We start from the raw sequence: 19632 nt of genomic DNA on the forward strand, positions 1-19632 counted from the left end.
CAGCGTGGCAACCGTGGAGGAGCAGGCCATGCCGACTCCCCTCACACACCGTGAGCCACGTCATGGCGCACACCGCTGTCGCCGTGGGGCGCGAAGCCGGCCACAAGGAGATCGTCACGCTGATGGAGCAGTGGAAGGCCAGCGCCCTGCCCGTCGTGGAGGGCGAAGGCCGCGTGATCGGCGTGGTCCCTGATCCCGATCCGCCGGCCGAGGAGGAGCACCGCCGCGACGACCTGACCCGGCCCGACCGGCCGCTGTCCGATGCCCCCGAGGCGGGGCCGTCACCGCCGGTGAGCCGGTGTCGGCCCCTGCCGTCACGGTCCACGCGAGCGCCACCATCGCCGAGGCCGCCCGGGCCATGGCGCGCAGGCGGGTGAACCGGCTGCCCGCCGTCGACGGCGTCGGCATGCTGGACGGCGTCGTCAACCGCAGCGAGCTGCGGAAGGTCGTTCCTGCGCCCCGACGAGGAGATCGCCGACGAGATCCGACGCAGCGTCATCGAGAAGCTGCCGCCCGCCGCGCGGACGGAAGTCTCCGTCAGCGACGGTGCGGCGACCCCGGGGGCAGCCCGCGCCGGCAGCGGGATCAGGGCCCGGTCCCGGAGGTCGTGCCGGCGATTCGTGGTGGACGTTCGGCTGAATCCGAGCCGCTCCCCTGCGCGCGAACCCTGACCGTGCGCGGATGATGGGGGCCGTTCGGCCCTGTTGCGCCGTACGCCCGGGGCGACATGATCAAGAGGGATCACCAGACCTGCAAGAGGCTCACATGTCCGAGGCACCGGTCTTCTCGGCGGAGGCGCCCATCCGGGTGTTCCTCCTCGACGACCACGAGGTCGTCCGGCGTGGCCTGCACGACCTGCTCGACGGCGAACCCGACATCGAGGTGGTGGGCGAAGCCGGGACGGCCGAGCAGGCCCTGACCCGGGGTCCGGCGCTGCGCCCCCATGTCGCGGTTCTCGACGTCCGGCTCCCCGACGGGGACGGCATCACCGTCTGCCGCGACCTGCGCTCACGCATGCCGGATCTCGCCTGCCTCATGCTGACGTCCTTCGACGACGAGGACGCTCTGCTGGACGCGATCATGGCCGGAGCAGCCGGATACGTGCTCAAGCAGATCAAGGGCTCGGACCTGGTCTCCGCCGTACGCACCGTCGCGACGGGGCAGTCGATGCTCGATCCCGCCACGACCGCACGTCTGATGCATTCGCTGCGCGACCCCGAAGCCGCCGCTCCGGCCGAGGACGAACGGCTCGCCGTCCTCACGGACCGGGAACGGGCCGTACTCGATCTGATCGGCGAGGGACTGACCAATCGTCAGATCGGCAAGAAGCTCTACCTGTCGGAGAAGACCGTCAAGAACCACATCTCGCGGCTGCTGTCGAAGCTCGGTGTGGAGCGCCGTGTCCAGGCCGCCGTCATCGCGGCGCAGTTCCACGAGCACGAGCAACCGCATCACTGACAGACGGTCACCCAGGACGCGCCGGACCCGCGGTGAGTCCGGTTCTCACCGATGTCCTCCTCTCACTGCCTTCCGGGCAGCGGTACCCGCCACACCAGTCGCGTACCGCCGCAGGCCCCCGGCGCCACGCCCAGCCCGCCGCCCAGCGACTCGGCGCGTTCCGCCAGATTGCGCAGCCCGCTTCGCCTGCCGTCGGGCGCGATGCCGACACCGTCGTCGGTCACGGACACGGTGAGCGTCCCGGCGTTCGCGACGATCGAGACCTCGGCCCTGGAGGCCCTGGCGTGGCGGGCCACGTTGGCGAGGGCCTCGCCGAGCACGGCGATGACCTCGTCGGCGATCGGGCGCGTCACGTCGGTGTCGATCAGGCCCTCCATGCTCAGCGCCGGGGCGAAGCCGAGCGTCCGGGTGGCCTCCTCGACGCACCGTACGGCTCGGACTCTGAGTGCGGGTGGGGCAGTGGGCGCCTCGTGTTCGCGGAGCCCGAAGATGGTCGAGCGAATGATCTTGATGGTGGCGTCGAGGTCGTCGATGGCGCGCCCCAGGCGCTCGGAGGCCTCGGGGTGCTGCACGAAACGCTGGGCGCTCTGGAGCGTCATACCGGTCGCGAACAGCCGCTGAATCGCAAGGTCGTGCAGGTCCCGGGCGATCCGGTCATGATCGGCGAGGAGAATCATCTGCTCGGCGTCCCGTCGCCGGTCGGCCAGTTCGAGGGCGAGGGCGGCCTGGCCGGTGAAACCGGACAGGGGGGCGGTCTCCGTATCGGTGAAGGCGGGGCGGCCGACACCGCGGGCGAGCATCAGCACGCCGCGCAGACTCTCCTTGTCGCCCACCAGGACGGCCACCGCGGGTCCGCAGTCCTTCCAGCGACCCGGCTGGAAGGTGACGCGGGGGTCGTTGGCCACGTCAGGGGTGGCGATCAGGCCGTCCTCGCTGTGCAGCGCGACGGTGGCGAGCGTGCCCTTGCCCCTCGGCAGCGCCACGCCCCGGTGTCGCTCGGCACCCTCGCCGAGGGCGAGGGCGGCGCGCAGGTCTCCGCCCCGCTCGACCAGGTAGACGACGCCCAGCTCGGCCCCCGTGATCCGGCGCGCGCTGCCCAGCATCATCTCCAGCACGTGGGCCTCGGAGGAGCCGGAGAGCAGAGCGCTGCTGAACTCCGCACTGGCGGCGAGCCATTGCTCCCTGAGGCGGACCTCCTCGTAGAGCCGCGCGTTCTCGATCGCGACGCCCGCCGCGACGGCCAGCGTCGAGAGCACCGACTCGTCCTCGGCGTCGAATTCGGCCCCACCGCGCTTCTCCGTCAGATAGAGGTTCCCGAACACGTCGTCCCGCACGCGGATGGGAACACCGAGGAACGAGTGCATCGGCGGATGGTGTTCGGGGAAACCGGACGAGGCCGCGTGCGCGCACAGCTCCGGCAGACGCAGCGGATGGGGGTGCCTGATCAGTTCCCCGAGCAGCCCGTGTCCGGACGGCAGATCGCCGATCTGTTTGCGGAGCTGGTCGCTGATGCCCACCGGCAGGAACTGGGACAGCCTCTTGTCCTCGCCGATCACCCCGAGCGCACCGTACTCGGCGTCCACGAGGACGACGGCGGCCTCCACGATCTCGCGGAGCACCTGCGCCAGGTCGAGTCCCCGGCCGACGGAGATGACGGCCTCCAGCAGCCCGTTGAGTCGGTCCCTGGTGCCGCGGACCTCGTCAATGCGCACCTGGAGCTCTTCGAGGAGCTCGTCGAGCCGCAGCCGGGGAGCCTGGCCCGCGCCGCTCGGGACGTCCCCGCCCATGGCTCCTCCGCGGGTGTCGGCGATCACGATGCGCTTCGCGCAATCTCACGGTAGCTCGACGCAAGCCCTCGCGCCGGGCGCGCCTGCTACTGCCCGTGTCCGGTGAGTTCTCTCCTGTGCCGCTGGTCCGGAGCAGCGGAGATGGTGCGATCAGCCCCGTTCCGGGGCCGTTCGGCTCTGCGGTGTCCCGGAGGCGGCGGAGGCCCTGATGACCGATCCCGCGATCACGGCACGGTCGGCGTGGAACATCGTCGAGACGGCCGGAACGGTGGACCGCACCAAGGTGAAGCGGCTTCCGGTGGTCGGCGAGACGGGAAAGCTCGTCGGCATCGTCAGCCGAAGCGACCTGCTGCGGCCCTTCCTGCGCCGGGACGAGGCCATCGGCGACGAGATCGGCAGGGACGCAGTGGGCCGGGCACCGGGGGGCTCCCGCATCGGTGCGGGTCGTCGTGAGCGCGGGCGTGGTGCCCCCGACCGGCAAAGCAGAGGAGCGGGGCGGGGACATCCCCGTCATCGAGCGCTTGTGCCGCTCCAACGACGCCGTGGTGCCGTGGTCGCCGTGGTCGCGGTGGTCGCGGCGGTCGCGGCGGTCGCCGTGCACCAGGTGATCGGCGGCTACGCGTTCGACAGGCTCGGCCGGCGGACGTCGAGCCGCCGCGGGGAGCGCCGGAAGCCCGTGCGGAAACACCGGCCAGGACGGGTTCCGCACGACAAACGGCGGAAAGGGCCCATCCGCTTCTCGCGGATCCTGATTGCACGGTGCACGGTCGCCGACCGCTTCTCCGCGTCCTCTGCAGAGACCCTTTCCGTCACTTCCATGGAAGCACCCGACGCGGGACACCACCAGGGCCCAACAGTCCCCGGCCGGCCTTGCTCGGCCCTGCGCGGCAGCGCCACGGCCGAACCGGTCGTCTCCCGGCGGGCCGGCGGAACCGACGGCCGAGGTGGGCCGGCGTGTCGAGCGCTCCGCCCTCGGCGGGCCGGCCGGACGTGCCAGGGCGCAGGTCGCCGCGTGACGGCAGGTCCGGGCCCTGTCGGTCCCGGTACCCGGCCCTTTCGGCCCTCGAACGGGCCGCCCCGACCGGCGCATGGTGGTCCTGGGACCGCAACGACAGGAGTGGCCGGGATGAAGCACAGCAAGGTCGGGAACCTGATGGTGGGCGAGGTCGTCTCGGTCGTCCCGTCGACGCCGTTCAAGGAGGTCGCCAAGCAGCTCGCAGAACACGACATCAGCGGCCTGCCCGTGCTGGACGAGGACGACAGGGTGCTCGGCGTCGTTTCCGAGAGCGATCTCCTGGTGCGGCAGGCATCGGCCGGGTCCGCCGGGCGGGAACGCCGGTATCACGCGCACGGTGCCGGTCCCGTCCCCGACAGCGACAAACGCGACGCCCTCACCGCCGCAGAGCTGATGACCGGGCCCGCCGTCACCGTGCATGCCGACGACACGGTCGCGGAGGCCGCCAGGACCATGCTCCGCCGCAGTGTCGAGCGCCTGCCCGTGGTCGACGAGGAGGACCGCCTCGTGGGCATCGTCACCCGGCGCGACCTGCTCCAGGTGTTTCTGCGCCCCGACCCGGAGATCCGCCGCCGGGTGATCGCAGAGGTCCTCGTGGACACCCTGGGTCTCGCGCCCGATGCCGTCGGCGTTCATGTCGTCGACGGCGTGGTCACATTGGAGGGGCTGCTGGAGAAGCGCAGTGAGATCCCCGTCCTGCTGCGCCTGACGGAGCAGCTGGACGGCGTGGTGTCGGTGACCGACCGCCTCACCGCGCGTGTCGAGGACTCCCGGCCGGTACCGAGCGAGCGGTCCGCTGACGGGGTTCTCCGGTGAGCGAGGCGATCGTCCGGATGGACCGGTGGGGCCCGGGGCCGGGGTCCGCGGGCCGTGTGCGGGCTGCTGCGTACGGCCGCGTGGGCGAGAATCGGTAGAGGGGCCGTTCGGCGCCGCCGAAGGCCCCTCGGCCCCTGCCGCCGCCCTCTCCCGGCCGCGATGCTGGAGGCGTCACCGCACCCGCGGCCCCAAGGAGGTCCGCACCATGACGAGCCACGTGACCGTCGGCGTGGACGGGTCGCCCGAAGGCCTGGCCGCAGCCGAGTGGGCCGCCGACGAGGCTCTGCTGCGCAAGGTGCCCTTGTGCCTCGTCAACTCCGACGAGTGGCCCATGTCGGCGGCCGTTCCGGTCGCCGGCCCGACCGAGCAGCTCCGCTGGGTCGACAGGATGCTCGACGAGGCGGCCGACGATCTGCGGCGACGCCGGCCCACGCTGGAGATCACCACTCGGCGGCTGTGCGGGAGGCCCGCGGCCGCCCTGTCCGTCGAGGCGGGCCGGGCGGACATGCTGGTGCTCGGCTTCCGCGGGCTGAGCGGGTTCGCGGGCTTTCTCATCGGCTCGGTCGGCGTGGCCACGATCAGTGCCACCGAGCAGCCGGTCGTGCTCGTCCGAGCACCACGGCAGCCGGACGAGCCGCCGCCCGTCCACACCGGCCCCTACCGCGACCTGGTCGTCGGCGTCGACATCCACCAGTCCTGCGACAAGCTCCTGGCCTTCGCCTTCGACGAGGCCGCGCGGCGGGACTGCGCCCTGCAGGCTGTGTACGCCTGGAAGGTCGCGCCTCTTCTCCGGTACGCCCCGAACGCGGACCCCGGAATCGAGCGGGAGATGGCGCGGCAGTTCGCGGGTGCGCTCGGCGACCTGCTGGCGCCCTGGCGGGAGAGGTTCCCGTCGGTGAAGGCCGTCGAGAGAACACTCATCGGCGCGCCCGCGCAGCAGCTGGTGGAGTCCGCCGCCGACGCGGATCTGGTCGTCGTCGGCCGGCGCATCCGCAGAACTCCCCTGGGTGCGCACATCGGCCCCGTGGCCCACGGGGTGATGCACCACTGCGCCGCACCGATCGCGGTCGTGGCCCATGACTGACCGCTTCGTCCGGCAGGAGATTTCCGTGCCTTCACCACCACCCGACACCGCAGCAGTGTCCGTCCTCGTGGAGGACGCCACGTCGGCCCCCTCGATGCACAACGCCCAGCCCTGGGCGTTCCGGTTCGTGCGCGACAGCGGCCTGTTGCAGGTGCACGGCGATCCCGAGCGTGCCATGCCGAGGACGGACCCGGAGCACCGTGCCCTCCATCTGGGTTGCGGCGCCGCGCTGTTCAACCTGCGCGTGGCGGCCGCGCACGCGGGCAGGGAACCCCTCACCACGCTGCTCCCCGACCCCGCCGACGCCTGGCTGCTCGCCGAGGTGAGTCTTGCCGGACCCGTGCGCCCCGACGACGATCTCGCCGTCCTCCACCCCGCCATCCGCAGACGGCACACCAGCAGGCTCCCCTTCACGGACGAGGAGATCCCCGACGGCATCCTGGCCGGGCTGTGCGGCGCCGCGCTCCTGGAGGGCGCCCATCTGTACATACCCGACGCCTGGCATGTGCGGTCGGTGCTGGACCTGGTCCACGACGCGGAGGGCCGCGAGGCGATGGACGCGGCCGCGCGCGCCGAGACGGACCGCTGGACGCACACGGACACCGGGGAGGGCGCGCCCCGCCCGGAGGGGATCCCCGCCTATGCGTTCGGCCCCCGGCAGCATGACGTCACCGCGCCCGTGCGGGACTTCGCCGGCCGGCGGCCGGTTCCGGACCGCGACTCCGCCACCTTCGAGAAGCTGCCCCGTCTCGCCCTGCTGGGCACGGCGACCGACACTCCCGTGGACTGGCTGCGGGCCGGCCAGGCCATGGAGCGGGTCCTGCTCCAGGCCACTGCGGACGGGCTGGTCACGTCCCTGACGTCGCAGGCCCTCGAATGGCCCGAACTGCGGTGGGCCGTGCGCGATCCGGGATCGGCGATGGGCCACGTGCAGATGGTGATCCGCCTCGGATACGGTCCCACGGGCCCTGCGACCCCACGCCGGCCGGTGGGTGAGGTCCTCGACATCGTGTGACACGTCTCCCCGCGCCTGTCATGACGGTCCCGCGGACTCGGACACCGCCGTCGGTCTCGGACACCGCCGTCGTGCGGCGGATGCGGCAGCAGACGCACACGGACTTTCAGCGACCCGAAGCGGTCCAGAGCGGTTCCACCTTCTCCCACTCGTGCTCCCACTGCGCGAGCGTCCTGTTCTGCAGAACGCGCAGGCGCAGCGACACGAGGCCGGAGGCCGCGAGGGAGAGGCCGCCGCCGACGACCAGGCCCGCAGCGGCCGCACTCACGGCGACATCCCGGTCGGAGCGGGGCGGCGAGGCCCGGTCGCCGGCGTCGTCCACCCAGATCTTGACGGTGGTACCTGCCGGGGTGCCGGACGGTACGTGGAGCATGCCCGTGTGCTGACGGGACGGCGGGAAACGCCAGACCACGCGGGCCGTGGCCTCCGAGCCCGCTTCACTCCGGGTCTCGCCCGGGTCCCGTTCGGCCGCGGTCACGGTCGTCGCACCGATGTGATGCCGGTGCGGTGCTTCGACGCCGGCCTCGCTGCGTATCGTCTCCCACGTGGCCACTCCGGCGGCAGAGCCGACGGCCAGCGCGAGCGGCAGGGACACGACGAGGGCGAGGACCGCTCTGCTGCGTGACCGGTCGGCCCGGCGGGTGAGCGGGCTGGGATCGCGGCCCGCCGCACGCCGCAGATGCCGCCGCAGGGTGGTGCGGTGCGGGTTCTCCTCGGACTGCGAGGGGGTCGGGGACATGGGGACCTCCGGCGCGCGAGGCTCCGCTTCACGGGGCCGTGGTGAGTTCCGATCCGATCCGGTGGGCCCAGTGCTGGATGCGTTCGGGATTCCGGAAGTCGCGGCCTTCGCCTCGGCGTACGAGGTACCGCGCGATCCAGCCGGGCGTGGTGGCGGTGACGCTGCCGCCGAAGGTGACGTGCTCGCGGGCGTGCAATCACCTTGGCGGCACCGGGCACCGGGCACCGGGCACAGGCGGAACGTCGCCCTGCTCGGCCGTGCTGTCCACGGGGCCGCTGCTGAAGAGCCGGCCGGGCCGCTCACGCAGGGCTTCCGCGTTGCGCTCGGCGCAGCGCCGGGCGTCGCGGTGCCAGTGTCGCGCGTGGAGCGAGCTGCCGAGCATCACGGCGTCGTAGCCGCTGACATCCCTGACGTAGCGGGCCGGGAGCACGGCCGTCTCGTAGCCGTCGTCACCCACGGCCCGGCCGATCTCGTCGGCGATGCCGACGGTGGCACCGTGTGTGCTGCCATGTGCTACGAGCACGCGCTTGGTGGTCATGACGCGTCCTTTCCTTGCGTCCCCGGCGCTGCCCTGCACGGGACCGGTCCGCCTCGGATCCCTCCACGGGGAGGCCGTTCTCTGTCACCGTCCCTCCTCGGCCCGGCCGGTGTCTTGGGGCGTTCAGTCCCGTTGTGGGGCCGTTCGGCCCGTCCCCGCCGGCCGGTACCGGTGCCGCTGCGCTCGGTCCGGCGGCTGCCCCGCTGCCTGGATCGTCAGCGGTCACCGTCAGGTTGTCCCGGCGGGCGGGGCCGCCGCTTGGGCCGGACGGGCCTTCGGCAGGCCCTGTCGGTCCCTTCGGGCGGCGCGACCACGAACGCCTCCTTGCCGGAGGGCGGCTCTTTCCAGGGTCACGCCGCGCTGCGGCGTCGCCACCGGCAGCGCCGGTACCGGCCTCCGACCTGGGCCGTTCGGTCCTGTCGGGTGGGCCCACCAGGCCCTGTCCGCCCGCCGGGTCACCGCCGGAGGTGAAGACCCACACGTGACCGTCATGCGGGGCGCTCGGCACCTCGTCGGCGCCGCTTCCGCGCGTCGGAGAGGAAAGCCGTCATGGCCGGCAGCCCGTACACCGTGAACGACCTCATGACCAGGACTGTCGTCGCCGTGGCTCCGGATGCGCAGTTCAAGGAGACGTGACGCGGCCGACCGGCTCCTGAGAAGAGCCGTGCTGTCGGCGCCGGACGCCGGCTCGCGGACCCACCGGCAGGCCCAGCGCCCGAGCACCTTTCAGCGCGTCATTCCGCGTCGTCCCCGGCGCCCTTCACGACCTCCGGGCGGACGATCACGACCGGACAGGGCGCGTGCTGTGCGACCTGCTGGCTCACCGAGCCGAGCAGCATGCGGGTGAACCCGCCCCGGCCGCGGCAGCCGACCACCAACAGCTCGGCTCCTTCAGCGGCGTTCAGCAGCACCTCGGCCGGGTTGCCCCGCACCAGACGCTCGTGCACCCGGGTCTCACCGGTGTCGCCGAGCACCTCGCGTACCTCGCGTACGAGACCTTCCTGGGCGGCCTCCGCGTCGAAATCGGCGTCCACCGCGGGAGCCGACCACCCGTGAGCCCCCGGCAGCTCGTACGCCGCCACCGCGTCGACCGTCGCCCCGATCAGAGCGGCGTGCCGGACGGCCCAGCGCAGCGCCCCGTAGGACGAGGGCGAGCCGTCGACGCCCACGACGACGCGCGGAGCCGGTTCGCTCGTGCCCATGCTGTTCCACCTCTCTCACAGACCCCGTCTTCCACGCTGCGCGTCTCGTGGGTGTTCCGCCAGGCAAGGGCCGCCGTGAGGAGCACGTCCAGGAGCGGACGGGGGCGCCCCTCAGCCCTCCCAGGTCCAGTCGGCGACGTCCGGCATGTCGACGCCGTGCTCCCGGATCCACGCATGGTGCCGGGTCCGGGCGTCGGCCATCCTCTGGCGCACGGCCACCGCCCGGACGCCCAGACCGGGGACGCGGTCGATGACGTCCATCACCAGGCGGTAGCGGTCCAGGTCGTTGCGGACGACCATGTCGAACGGCGTCGTGGTCGTTCCGAACTCCTTGTAGCCGCGCACGTGCAGGTTCGGGTGCCCGGTGCGGCGGTAGGCGAGGCGGTGCACCAGCCAGGGGTAGCCGTGGTAGGCGAAGATCACGGGCCTGTCGCGGGTGAAGAGGGAGTCGTACTCGGAGTCCGGCATCCCGTGCGGGTGCTCCTCCTGGGGCAGCAGCCGGGTCATGTCGACGACGTTGACGACGCGGACGGCGAGGTCCGGGAGGTGCTTGCGCAACAGTCCGGCAGCGGCCAGGACCTCCTGCGTCGGCACGTCCCCTGCGCAGGCCAGTACGGCGTCGGGGGCGCTCCCCGCGGTCTCGGTCCCGGCCCACTCCCATGCGCCGGCGCCGCGAGCGCAGTGAGTGCGGGCCTCGTCGAGGGTGAGCCAGTCGAAACAGGGCTGTTTGCCGGCCACGATCACGTTCACGTAGTCCCGGCTGCGCAGCGCGTGGTCGGCCACGCAGAGCAGGGTGTTGGCGTCCGGTGGCAGATAGACGCGCACCACTTCGGGGCTCTTGTTGAGGACGTGGTCGACGAAGCCGGGGTCCTGGTGCGAGAAGCCGTTGTGGTCCTGGCGCCAGACGTGTGAGGTGAGCAGATAGTTGAGGGAGGCGACCGGGGCCCGCCACGACAGCTGCCGCGAGGTCCTGAGCCATTTGATGTGCTGGTTGACCATCGAGTCGACGATGTGGACGAAGGCCTCGTAACAGGAGAACAGTCCGTGCCGTCCGGTGAGCAGGTATCCCTCCAGCCAGCCCTGGCAGCAGTGCTCGGAGAGGATCTCCATGACCCGGCCGTCACGGCTCAGATGCTCGTCGGTCGGGACGACTTCGGCCTGCCACGCCTTTCCCGTTGCGTCGAAGACGGCCTGCAGCCGGTTGGAGGCGGTCTCGTCCGGCCCGACCAGGCGGAAGTTCCGGTGCTCTGCGGAGTCCCGCATGATCTGGGCGATGAGGTCGCCGAGCACGCGGGTGGGCTCGTGCAGCGTCGCTCCCGGCCTGTCGACGGGCACGGCGAAACGCTCCAGCGGCGCGACGGGCAGCTCGCGCAGGAGAAGGCCGCCGTTGGCGTGCGGGGTGGCACCGAGCCTGCGGTCTCCTTCCGGGACGCAGGCGAGCACGTGGGGGCGGGGCCCGCCCGCCTCGTCGAAGAGTTCCTCCGGACGGTACGACCGCAGCCACGCCTCGAGTTGGGCGAGATGCCGGGGGTTGTCACGGACGCCTGCCAGCGGGACCTGGTGGGCCCGCCAGGTGCCCTCGACGGGTTGGCCGTCGACGCGTGCGGGTCCGGTCCAGCCCTTGGGGGTGCGCAGGACGATCAGGGGCCATCGCGGCCGGTCGGTGATCTTTCCGGCACGGGCGGTCCGCTGGATGTCGGCGATGCGGTCCACTGCCCGGTCCATCGCGGCGGCCATGGCCCGGTGCACGTCCATGGGGTCGTCCCCGGTGACGTGCAGGGGCTCGTGGCCGTAGCCGCGCAGCAGATCGTCGAGTTCGTTCTGCGGCAGCCGGGCCGGCACGGTCGGGTTCGCGATCTTGTAGCCGTTGAGGTGCAGGATCGGCAGTACCGCCCCGTCGTGAACGGGGTCGAGGAACTTGTTGGAGTGCCAGGAGGCGGCCAGCGGCCCGGTTTCCGCCTCTCCGTCGCCGATCACACAGGCGACCAGCAGCCCGGGATTGTCCAGGGCGGCCCCGTAGGCGTGTGCGAGGGCGTAGCCCAGCTCACCGCCTTCATGGATGGAGCCGGGTGTCTCGGGGGCGACATGGCTGGGCACCCCGCCGGGGAACGAGAACTGGCGGAAGAGCCGGTTCATGCCGGCCTCGTCGCGGCTCACGTCCGGGTACGTCTCGCTGTAGCTTCCCTCCAGCCAGGAGTTGGCCAGCACGGCGGGCCCGCCGTGGCCGGGGCCCCAGACGCACAGGGCCTGCAGGTCACGTGCCTTGATCACACGGTTGAGATGGGTGTGGACGAAATTGAGTCCGGGTGACGTGCCCCAGTGCCCGAGGAGGCGCGGTTTGATGTGCTCCGGTCGCAACGGCTCGGTCAGCAGCGCGTTGCCCATCAGATAGATCTGCCCTGCGGCCAGGAAGTTCGCCGCCCGCCAGTGCGCGTCCAGGTCGCGCAGTTCCTTCCGGCTCAAAGCTGTCCGGCCGTGACGCTTGACCGTTCCCATCAGACCCTCCGTAACGTCGTTGCATGGCAGACAAGAAACACACCGGGAGGCAGGCGGCGATGTCGCGCTCGTTGTACGAGCGGGAGCTGCTGCGCCTGCAGACGGAGCTGGTGAAGCTGCAGGAGTGGGTGCGTGCCGAAGGCGCCCGTCTGGTCGTGGTGTTCGAAGGGCGGGACGCGGCCGGCAAGGGCGGCACGATCAAACGGGTCACCGAACACCTCAATCCCAGGGTCGCGCGGATCGTCGCCCTTCCCGCGCCCACCGAGCGTGAACGCACGCAGTGGTACTTCCAGCGCTACACGGAGCACCTTCCCGCCGCAGGGGAGATCGTCCTGTTCGACCGGAGCTGGTACAACCGCGCGGGTGTCGAACGCGTCATGGGTTTCTGCACCAAGGAGGAGCACCAGCGCTTCCTGCACCAGTGTCCGATCTTCGAGCGACTGCTGGTCGAGGACGGCATCCTGCTGCGCAAGTACTGGTTCTCGGTGAGCGACGCGGTCCAGGAGGAGAGGTTCCGCCGGCGGCTGGCCGACCCCACCCGCCGCTGGAAGATCTCCGCGATGGACCTCGAGTCGCTCACCCGATGGGAGGCGTACTCCCGGGCGAAGGACGACATGTTCGTCCACACCGACATCCCGGAGGCCCCCTGGTACGTCGTCGAGAGCGACGACAAGCGGAGGGCGCGGCTGAACATGATCGCGCATCTGCTGTCGACGGTTCCCTACGAGGCGGTCCGGCTGCCGGCGATCGAATTGCCGGCACGGCCGCCGGGCACCGGGTACCAGCGGCCTCCCAGGGATCTGCAGTCCTACGTTCCCGACCATGCGGCACGCCTGATCGAGCAGGCGGAGTAGTCGCGGACGGAGCGGTCGCGGGCCTCACTCCCCCAGGGCACGACAGCGACGGGAAACGCCCTCCGTGCCCCGGTCCGGCGCTCGGCCGGGGCCGTGGGGAGCCGCGACCGGGCTCCGATGGGGACCGCACGGCCCCCTGCGGCCGGCGCTCAGCCGACGCTGCCGGGCGCATCCGCCGTCGGCGGCAGATGCGCGCCGCGCAGGGTCTCGATGTCGCCGTAGGCCGCGATCATCAGGCGGCGCCCGAGGTCCTGGACGGCGCGGCTCGCGGCCAGTTCGTCGCCGATCTCCGGAACATCCGTGTCGTCGGGCCTGCACCGCGCGACTCCGTGGCCGGTGAGCACCGTGGTTCCGGTGTCCAGGTCCACGCGTGCCTTGGTGGTCCCGTCCTCCTCGAACAGATACAGCCGGATCTTCCACTCCGCCGTTCGTGTCATGACGCCCGCTCCCTCCGCGCGCCGCAGGCTCACTGCGGCACCTGCATCGTTCCGCTGCCGTGGGGTGCGTAGAGATCCAGAAGCCGGATCCGGGTGGTCTGCAGCCGGTGTGCGACCACGTCGAGAACGCGCCGCGTGAGGGCCAGGCCGAGCGCGGGCTCCGCCTCGCACAGTGCCCGCACCGCCCGGGCATCGAACTCATGGGCCCGGACCAGGCTGAAGGCCTCGGCGCCCAGCCGCCAGGTGTACGGAGGGACCAGCCACGACCATCCGAGCAGATCACCGTGGCCCAGCGTGTCGACCGTGGCGGCTCGGCTGCCGCGGGCCTGGAGGTCGAGGGTGGCCGCGCCGGTACGGATGATCCAGAACCGGTCCGCGGGGTCGCCCTCGTCGAAGAGCCGTGTGCCTGCCGGGATCGAGACCTCGTGGGAGCACGCCATCAGGCGGTCGCACTCGTCCGACGGAAAGCCATGGAGAAATGTGCTGGTCATGGACTGTCCTCCCAAGGGCCGGGACCGGGCGGCGAGTCCGCGGGGCCGCCGGCCGTTCTCGCTCCTCCAGCCTGCGCCCGCGGCGCACCGCCGGCATGGGCCGTTCGGCTCGGCCCGCGGGCCCGAACGGGTCTGCGATCGCTCGCGGGCGGGCTCCGGGCCACCGGTGCCGTGGTCGTTGCGCACGCGGCTCTCCGCGCTGTGGGGCTCCGCGACGCACGTACCCGATGGGCGCGCCCCGCGGCGCCCTGCCGCGCCGCACCGGGCAGCGGCGGCGCCGGCCCGGGGCTCACACGCGGGCCGCGGCCCTCAGGTCGCGGTCGAAGGCACGGATGTCCTCGTCGGTCAGCGAGGTGCGGGTGTGTGCGATCGCCTGGAGGTAGTCGTCGGTGACCCGGGCGGAATCCTCGGCCTGCTGCGGGTCCGCCGCCAGGTGCCGCTCGAAGGCGCTCTGCGCGGCGGTGCGTGCCGCGTACTCGATGTCGGCGGGCGTGAACCGGCCACTGGCCTCGACGAGGGCCTCCAGATCGATCGCCGGCAGGCGGTCGGGCCCGATGTAGCGGGTCCAGATCGCGCGGCGGGCATCGGCGTCCGGCGGGCCGACCGGGATGAGGTAGTCGAACCGGCCCGGCCGCAGGAAGGCCGGGTCCAGGCTGCGGACCGCGTTGGTCGCGCAGATGAGCAGTCGTCGTTCTCTGCGCCGGAACTGCGGGATGAGCTTGAGGAGCTCGTTGGTCACGCGGTGGGCCAGCGAGGTCGGGTCTCGCCGCTCGGAGGCGATCTCCTCCGCCTCGTCGAAGAAGAGCACCACCTGCTGCAGGTGGTCGACCCGTGCGAACAGCTGCCGCAGACCGGCGGCGACCCCGTGCGCCTCGGCGGCGAGCTGATACGGGACCACCTCGATGAAGGGCCAGCGCAGCCGGGAGGCCACCGCCCGCGCGAAGGTGGTCTTGCCGGTGCCCGGCGGCCCGAACAGCACGACGGCCCGGGGCGGCGCGAGCTGGAAGCGTTCCGCGGCCTGCGGATGTTCCAACGGCAGCACGAGCCGCCGCTCGATGAGGCTCTTCTCCGCGTCCATCCCCGCGATGTGGTCCCACAGCCCTGCCTCCGGCACCGCGCCGCCGAGCTGATCCAGAAGGGTGGCCTCCGCCGAGTCCGCGGACAGCACCTTCTCGAAATAGCTCAGATCGGGCCGGCCGGTGTATCCCGAGTTCTCGAAGGCGCGTTCACCGGCCTCCCCCCGCGGCAGCAGCGCCCCGATACGGCGCACTCCCCCACGGGCCAGACGTTCTTCGAGGGCGGCGAGCAGGGCCGACCCGATGCCGTGGTTCCGCCACTGCCGGGCGATGGCGAGCCGCAGCACCCAGGCCCGCTCCTGCGCCGTCGAGGACACCGCGGCACCGACGATCTCGTCCCCCACCGCGGCGACGACCGCGGGTGTGTCCATGCGGACGGCGCCGACGACCTCCGCGAGCGTCACGGCCGGGTCCGCCGTGGTGTCCCGGGCCTCTTCCCAGATGCGCACCACCTGGTCGAGATCGCCGTCCTCCAGATCCCGGACCCGCCACGGAGCCATCGGCCTCACCTCACCGAGTCATTTTCTCCCGATACGCGCCGTGCGACCCGTCGGGGCTGCCGACCGTCCCCATTCCCGCCCGGGACCTCACCGCTCCAGACATGCCTCGCCGACCGCGAGCGCCGCGGCCATGATGCTCAGCTGTGGATTGACCTCGGGACAGCCGGGCAGCACCGAGGCGTCCGCGACGAGCACTCCGTGCACCCCCCGCAGCCGTCCCACGGCATCGGCCGGGAACCGCTCGGGGTCGACGCCCGCGGCGACCGTGCCGGTGGGGTGGTAGGCGGAGAGGTGCAGATGCCGGGGACCGACGCGGGCCAGGATGTCGTCCAGTGCGGCGAGGGTGCGGACGCGCGGGGCCGCGGGGATGCCGGTGAGGACCTCCTCGGCGCCGGCGGCGAACAGCAGCTCGCCCATGGCGCGCACGGCCCGCATCAGACGGCCGGCGTCACGGCGGTCCAGGTCGTAGCGGAGCAGTGTGCGGTCGCGGCCGAGCACGCGGCCCGACGGACGGTCGGCGATCATGGCGCCGAGGGTGGCGAGCCGCTCGGCGTCCTCCAGTTCGCGCCGCAGCTCGCTGCCGAGGCCGGGCAGGACGAACGAGCCCATGCCGGGTGGGGTCGCGGTGGCCTCGATCAGCACGCCGCCGTCGTGGTGCTCCTCCACGCCCACGCTCTGCAGGACGCCCTCCCAGGCGGTGACCGGCTCGGGGAAGCGCCCGGCGACGCTGGTGGCCGGATGGACGCTGAGGTTCCGTCCGAGGCGCGGGTGTCCGCCGAGGCCCGAGCGGCGCAGCAGGGGCGGTGACTGCAGGGCGCCCGCGGCGACGACGACCAGCGGGGCGAGGATCTCGAACTCGCCGCCGCCCTCGCGTCGTACGCGTACGCCCGCGGCCCGTGGACCTCCCGGGCGGTCGCCGTCCACCATGATGCGCCGCACCTGCGCGCCGGTGACGATCCGGGCGCCCGCGGCGCAGGCGTCGGGCAGCACGGAGAGCTGCACGCTCTGTTTCGCGCCGGTCGGGCAGCCCACGACGCACTGGCAGGAGCCCTTGCAGCCGGGCGCGTTGCGGCGCAGGGGTGCGGCCCGCCAGCCGAGGCGTTCGGCTCCGGCGAGGGCGATCCGGCCGTTGTTGCCGAGGACGTCGAGGGGCTGGGGGGCCACGCGCAGGGTGCGCTCGGCCTCGTCGAGGTACGGGCCGAAGCGGTCGGCGAGCGCGAAGCCGAAGTCCTTCGACCAGCGCGCGAGGACATGGTCCGGAGTGCGGTAGCAGGTCCCGGAGTTGACGACGGTGGTGCCGCCGACGGCCCGGCCCACGGGCAGCAGCAGCGGCGGACTTCCCAGGGCGACGGTGGCGCCGCCGTCGCGGTACAGCTCGGCGAACCGGTCGAGCGGGGTGCGCCGGCCGAACGACTCGGTGGAGTGGTGCTGCCCTTCCTCCAGGACGACGACACGCAGTCCGGCGCGCGCCAGCGTACGTGCGGCCATGGCCCCGCCCGCGCCGGAGCCGATGACGACGGCGTCCGCGGTGGAGCGTGCGGGCCAGGCATCGGCGGGGGTGCAGTCGAGCGGAGGGTCTCTTCGCGCCAACGAGGGTTTCCGGAGCCCCTGTTGGAGCATCCGCTCGGTTCCGGCGGCGAGCAGGACGGGCACTTTGAGCACGTCGAGCAGGGGCAGGAGCGCGGGGCGCGCGCCGAGCCCGCCCAGCACGGCCTCACGCTCGGGGCCGGTGAGTGCGGCGAGCCTGCGGCCGGTGCGGGCCACGGCGTACGCGTCGATGGCGCGGGCCGCGGCCCGTACGCCTGCCCGGGCGGGGTACGGCATCGAGTCGAGGACCGCGTCCAGCCTGCCGGGCACGCGTGCGGGCCAGTCGCCGGTGCCGCCGGCCGTGCCGTCGTCGGCGATGAGGGCGGCCACCAGTCCACCGAGGCTCATCGGGTGCCCACCTCCGCGTGTGCCGTGCCGTCCAGGGCCCACTTCGCCTCGGTACGCCAGCCGCCCGGCCACCACCAGCGCTCCAGCAGCACCAGCGCGTCCGCGCTCTCGCTGTTGCGGCAGACCGCCTGCGCACCGTCCGGGTCGGTGTAGTCGAGGGCCAGCGTGCGCGCCTCCGGCTGGGTGACCTCGACCCGGATGCGGCGCAGTCCCGCTCGCCCGGTCACCGTCCACACGGGCAGCCCGATGGCGGCGCGGAAGCGACCGAGCCCCGCCCAGCCGAGGGCCGTGCGCTCCGCCCGGCGCGGCCAGGTGCGGCCGCCGCGACGCAGGCGCAGGAAGACCAGCGGCGGCAGGCGTCGCAGGCCGGGGCGCATGGAAACCGCTGCGACGATCTCCAGGACGTCTCCGCCGCCCAGGTCCGCGTGCAGCCAGGCCCAGCGGCGGGCGTTGCCGTGGCCGTAGATCCGGGCAGAGGCTCCGGGCGCGGCGGCGAGCGTCAGCAGCGTGTCGTCGTACGTGAACGTCCCGTCGTACGAGGCGCGCGCGGCCGGCAGGATCTGGGCGGCCGGCAGCAGGGGGCGGCGCCAGGACCAGCGGGGGAAGGTGAACAGCGGTGTGTCCGCCGGCCGTTCGGCGAGGTCCCAGCGCAGGGCGCCGGCCGAGCCGGTGAGCCGGCCGGGTACGGCCGACACCCCGTCCGCGGCAAAGCCCGCCTCGTCTCCGGTCCACTTGGCGGGGCCGAAGCGGGCGTGCCGTACGGGTGCGTCCCTCGGAAACACCGCGGCCCAGCCGTGCGCGTAGGGCTCGGATCCGTCGGCGGGCGCGGTGAGTTCGTGGTGGAGCCAGAGACCGGTGCCGGTCGCCGGGTCGGTGAGCGTGGTGTACCAGACCTCGGTGCGGTGCGCTTCACCGTTCCAGCGGGGCGCCATCAGTGAGTCCGGGTCGTCGTGGCGCGGGAAGCGGAAGCTCGCCAGGAAGGGCAGCAGCTGCGCCGCGAGGGGGAAGCGCAGGGTGCCTGTGCCGACCTGGACCCCGTCCTCGTAGAGCGTGTACGGCAGCACGGTCATCGACGCGAGGGGCCTGAGCGGGGTCACGGACTTCCAGCCGTCGAGGGTGAGGCGGCGGCCGCCGGCGGCGAAGGAGATGCGGTAGCGGATGCGCCGTCTGGCCAGCGGCGAGATCTCCAACTCACCCTGGGCGTGGGCATCGTCGGCCCAGCCCGCGATGCGTATCCGGCCGGTGGTCCGCGCCTCGGTCGTGCCGAGAGGGCGCATCACACGGTCCGCACAGACGCGCAGATCGAGGCGGACCCGGCGGGTCCGGTCCTCGCCGTCGAGGCGTACCGTGCCGAGCATGGTCTCGCTGAACGAGGTGCCTCGCGTACCCGTACGCGTACCCGTAGCCGGGCCCGTGCCCTTGCCCTTGCCCTTGCCCGTACTGTCGCTCCTGCTCATGCGAGTCCCTCCAGCATGATCCGCTCGGTCGCCGTCAGATACGCCTCGGCCGCGCGCCGCGCGCCGCTCTCGTCACCGGCCGCCACCGCGTCGACCACCGGCTCCAGCCGCCCGTACGCGACGTCGGCGTCGAGGAAGGGGCCGACGAGCGCGGCTCGCACCGGCAGATAGGCGTTGAAAAGGGTGTTGGTGAGCAGGACGTAGACCCGGTTGCCGGTGGCGCGGGCCAGCGCCCGGTGCACCTCGATGTCGGCGAGCTGCACGGCGTCCCCGCCCTCGGCCCGGCGCACCGCGTCCAGCAGGGTCCGCAGCTCGCCGCGGTGCCCGTGAGTCGCCCGGGCGGCGGCCCGTTCGGCGATCAACGCGCCGACGCTGCGCCGCACTTCGAAGATCTCGCCGATCCAGTCGGGGCTGTGGCGCACGAGCATGGGCAGCAGATCGGCCCCGCCGAGCCGTGCGTAGTCGCGCACCCGCGTGCCGACGCCGTGCCGGGTCTCCAGCAGTCCGGCCTGGACGAGCCGGCCGAAGGCGTGCTTGAGGGTGGTCCTGGTGACACCGTAGCCGTCGGCCAGTTGACGCTCCGGCGGCAGATAGCTGCCCGCCGGGTGACGCCCGGCGAGGATGTCCTCACGCAGCCGGCTCTCCAGGACATCGACGATGGTCTCGCGGGGCAGTGCCTCCACGCCGTTCCTCCCCAATGGCTCAGTGGATGAGCCACTCAACCAATAGGGG

The 19632-nt window shown here is 72.6% G+C and carries 19 protein-coding genes and 1 pseudogene; 8 read left to right on the forward strand and 12 right to left on the reverse strand.

The window, feature by feature from the left end; genetic code table 11:
* Window positions 1-50 precede the first annotated feature (50 nt).
* The 3 genes from ACWCP0_RS19960 to ACWCP0_RS19970 all read left to right on the forward strand — a co-directional run bounded on the left by ACWCP0_RS19960 (window position 51) and on the right by ACWCP0_RS19970 (window position 1458).
* The gene (locus ACWCP0_RS19960) at window positions 51-377 is read left to right on the forward strand and encodes a CBS domain-containing protein (protein ID WP_451080117.1); all 327 of its coding nucleotides are present in this window, start codon (window positions 51-53) and stop codon (window positions 375-377) included.
* Window positions 359-685: a hypothetical protein gene (locus tag ACWCP0_RS19965; protein WP_451080152.1), complete on the forward strand. Its 327-nt coding sequence runs from the start codon at window positions 359-361 to the stop codon at window positions 683-685. The genes ACWCP0_RS19960 and ACWCP0_RS19965 overlap by 19 nt, the downstream gene beginning before the upstream one ends.
* A gap of 80 nt (window positions 686-765) precedes the next feature.
* Window positions 766-1458 (forward strand): response regulator, encoded by a 693-nt coding sequence (locus tag ACWCP0_RS19970; protein ID WP_451080118.1) that lies wholly within the window; start codon window positions 766-768, stop codon window positions 1456-1458.
* 62 nt (window positions 1459-1520) lie between these two features.
* On the opposite strand, the gene ACWCP0_RS19975 is transcribed toward ACWCP0_RS19970, so the two are convergent.
* The gene (locus ACWCP0_RS19975) at window positions 1521-3245 is read right to left on the reverse strand and encodes a GAF domain-containing protein (RefSeq protein ID WP_451080153.1); all 1725 of its coding nucleotides are present in this window, start codon (window positions 3243-3245) and stop codon (window positions 1521-1523) included.
* A 208-nt stretch (window positions 3246-3453) separates the two neighbouring features.
* On the opposite strand from ACWCP0_RS19975, the pseudogene ACWCP0_RS19980 reads away from it, so the two are divergent.
* The 4 genes and pseudogenes from ACWCP0_RS19980 to ACWCP0_RS19995 form a co-directional block, all read left to right on the forward strand.
* Window positions 3454-3540 (forward strand): annotated as a pseudogene (locus ACWCP0_RS19980) (CBS domain-containing protein); the annotation flags it as partial.
* An 831-nt stretch (window positions 3541-4371) separates the two neighbouring features.
* Complete coding sequence (locus tag ACWCP0_RS19985) at window positions 4372-5076, forward strand: CBS domain-containing protein (RefSeq protein ID WP_451080154.1); 705 nt, start codon at window positions 4372-4374, stop codon at window positions 5074-5076.
* Window positions 5077-5281: 205 nt separating this feature from the next.
* A complete protein-coding gene (locus ACWCP0_RS19990) occupies window positions 5282-6160 on the forward strand; it encodes a universal stress protein (protein ID WP_451080119.1) in 879 nt (292 codons plus the stop codon).
* Between the two features lie 25 nt (window positions 6161-6185).
* Window positions 6186-7175 carry an Acg family FMN-binding oxidoreductase gene (locus ACWCP0_RS19995; RefSeq protein ID WP_451080120.1) on the forward strand — a complete coding sequence of 330 codons (990 nt, stop codon included), beginning with the start codon at window positions 6186-6188 and terminating at the stop codon, window positions 7173-7175.
* A gap of 106 nt (window positions 7176-7281) precedes the next feature.
* On the opposite strand, the gene ACWCP0_RS20000 is transcribed toward ACWCP0_RS19995, so the two are convergent.
* From ACWCP0_RS20000 to ACWCP0_RS20020, 5 genes are all read right to left on the reverse strand, one after another.
* On the reverse strand, window positions 7282-7914 hold the full coding sequence (locus ACWCP0_RS20000) for an Rv1733c family protein (protein ID WP_451080121.1): 633 nt from the start codon (window positions 7912-7914) through the stop codon (window positions 7282-7284).
* 28 nt (window positions 7915-7942) lie between these two features.
* Window positions 7943-8110 (reverse strand): hypothetical protein, encoded by a 168-nt coding sequence (locus tag ACWCP0_RS20005; protein WP_451080122.1) that lies wholly within the window; start codon window positions 8108-8110, stop codon window positions 7943-7945.
* Window positions 8111-8452, reverse strand: coding sequence for a flavodoxin domain-containing protein (locus ACWCP0_RS20010; protein ID WP_451080123.1), 342 nt, complete (start codon window positions 8450-8452; stop codon window positions 8111-8113).
* 734 nt (window positions 8453-9186) lie between these two features.
* On the reverse strand, window positions 9187-9654 hold the full coding sequence (locus ACWCP0_RS20015) for a universal stress protein (RefSeq protein WP_451080124.1): 468 nt from the start codon (window positions 9652-9654) through the stop codon (window positions 9187-9189).
* A 111-nt stretch (window positions 9655-9765) separates the two neighbouring features.
* Window positions 9766-12150: a phosphoketolase family protein gene (locus ACWCP0_RS20020; RefSeq protein ID WP_451080125.1), complete on the reverse strand. Its 2385-nt coding sequence runs from the start codon at window positions 12148-12150 to the stop codon at window positions 9766-9768.
* A 23-nt stretch (window positions 12151-12173) separates the two neighbouring features.
* Between ACWCP0_RS20020 and ppk2 the strand changes: the two genes are divergently transcribed.
* Window positions 12174-13004, forward strand: coding sequence for a polyphosphate kinase 2 (ppk2, locus tag ACWCP0_RS20025; protein WP_451080126.1), 831 nt, complete (start codon window positions 12174-12176; stop codon window positions 13002-13004).
* Window positions 13005-13153: 149 nt separating this feature from the next.
* Here the strand turns inward: ppk2 and ACWCP0_RS20030 are convergent, their stop codons facing one another.
* From ACWCP0_RS20030 to ACWCP0_RS20055, 6 genes are all read right to left on the reverse strand, one after another.
* A complete protein-coding gene (locus ACWCP0_RS20030) occupies window positions 13154-13441 on the reverse strand; it encodes a DUF1876 domain-containing protein (RefSeq protein WP_451080127.1) in 288 nt (95 codons plus the stop codon).
* Between the two features lie 29 nt (window positions 13442-13470).
* Window positions 13471-13932, reverse strand: a complete 462-nt coding sequence (locus ACWCP0_RS20035) for a cyclic nucleotide-binding domain-containing protein (RefSeq protein ID WP_451080128.1) — start codon at window positions 13930-13932, stop codon at window positions 13471-13473.
* 289 nt (window positions 13933-14221) lie between these two features.
* Entirely contained in the window at window positions 14222-15508 is a 1287-nt protein-coding gene (locus tag ACWCP0_RS20040) for an ATP-binding protein (protein ID WP_451080129.1), read from the reverse strand.
* Between the two features lie 87 nt (window positions 15509-15595).
* Window positions 15596-17443 carry an FAD-dependent oxidoreductase gene (locus tag ACWCP0_RS20045; protein WP_451080130.1) on the reverse strand — a complete coding sequence of 616 codons (1848 nt, stop codon included), beginning with the start codon at window positions 17441-17443 and terminating at the stop codon, window positions 15596-15598.
* Entirely contained in the window at window positions 17440-18900 is a 1461-nt protein-coding gene (locus ACWCP0_RS20050) for a hypothetical protein (protein ID WP_451080131.1), read from the reverse strand. Before ACWCP0_RS20050 ends, ACWCP0_RS20045 begins: the two co-directional genes overlap by 4 nt.
* Window positions 18897-19583, reverse strand: coding sequence for a FadR/GntR family transcriptional regulator (locus ACWCP0_RS20055; protein ID WP_451080132.1), 687 nt, complete (start codon window positions 19581-19583; stop codon window positions 18897-18899). The genes ACWCP0_RS20050 and ACWCP0_RS20055 overlap by 4 nt, the downstream gene beginning before the upstream one ends.
* Between the last annotated feature and the right edge of the window lie 49 nt (window positions 19584-19632).

This window comes from Streptomyces sp. NPDC001970 (genome assembly GCF_053594115.1).

Excerpts from the sequence above, each read along its gene's own strand:
- ACWCP0_RS19965 (WP_451080152.1), top strand. The coding sequence starts at position 359 with ATGGCGCGCAGGCGGGTGAACCGGCTGCCCGCCGTCGACGGCGTCGGC.
- ACWCP0_RS19970 (WP_451080118.1), top strand. The coding sequence starts at position 766 with ATGTCCGAGGCACCGGTCTTCTCGGCGGAGGCGCCCATCCGGGTGTTC.
- ACWCP0_RS19975 (WP_451080153.1), bottom strand. The coding sequence starts at position 3,245 with ATGGGCGGGGACGTCCCGAGCGGCGCGGGCCAGGCTCCCCGGCTGCGG.
- ACWCP0_RS19985 (WP_451080154.1), top strand. The coding sequence starts at position 4,372 with ATGAAGCACAGCAAGGTCGGGAACCTGATGGTGGGCGAGGTCGTCTCG.
- ACWCP0_RS19990 (WP_451080119.1), top strand. The coding sequence starts at position 5,282 with ATGACGAGCCACGTGACCGTCGGCGTGGACGGGTCGCCCGAAGGCCTG.
- ACWCP0_RS20000 (WP_451080121.1), bottom strand. The coding sequence starts at position 7,914 with ATGTCCCCGACCCCCTCGCAGTCCGAGGAGAACCCGCACCGCACCACC.
- ACWCP0_RS20010 (WP_451080123.1), bottom strand. The coding sequence starts at position 8,452 with ATGACCACCAAGCGCGTGCTCGTAGCACATGGCAGCACACACGGTGCC.
- ACWCP0_RS20015 (WP_451080124.1), bottom strand. The coding sequence starts at position 9,654 with ATGGGCACGAGCGAACCGGCTCCGCGCGTCGTCGTGGGCGTCGACGGC.
- ACWCP0_RS20020 (WP_451080125.1), bottom strand. The coding sequence starts at position 12,150 with ATGGGAACGGTCAAGCGTCACGGCCGGACAGCTTTGAGCCGGAAGGAA.
- ppk2 (WP_451080126.1), top strand. The coding sequence starts at position 12,174 with ATGGCAGACAAGAAACACACCGGGAGGCAGGCGGCGATGTCGCGCTCG.
- ACWCP0_RS20030 (WP_451080127.1), bottom strand. The coding sequence starts at position 13,441 with ATGACACGAACGGCGGAGTGGAAGATCCGGCTGTATCTGTTCGAGGAG.
- ACWCP0_RS20035 (WP_451080128.1), bottom strand. The coding sequence starts at position 13,932 with ATGACCAGCACATTTCTCCATGGCTTTCCGTCGGACGAGTGCGACCGC.
- ACWCP0_RS20040 (WP_451080129.1), bottom strand. The coding sequence starts at position 15,508 with ATGGCTCCGTGGCGGGTCCGGGATCTGGAGGACGGCGATCTCGACCAG.
- ACWCP0_RS20045 (WP_451080130.1), bottom strand. The coding sequence starts at position 17,443 with ATGAGCCTCGGTGGACTGGTGGCCGCCCTCATCGCCGACGACGGCACG.
- ACWCP0_RS20050 (WP_451080131.1), bottom strand. The coding sequence starts at position 18,900 with ATGAGCAGGAGCGACAGTACGGGCAAGGGCAAGGGCAAGGGCACGGGC.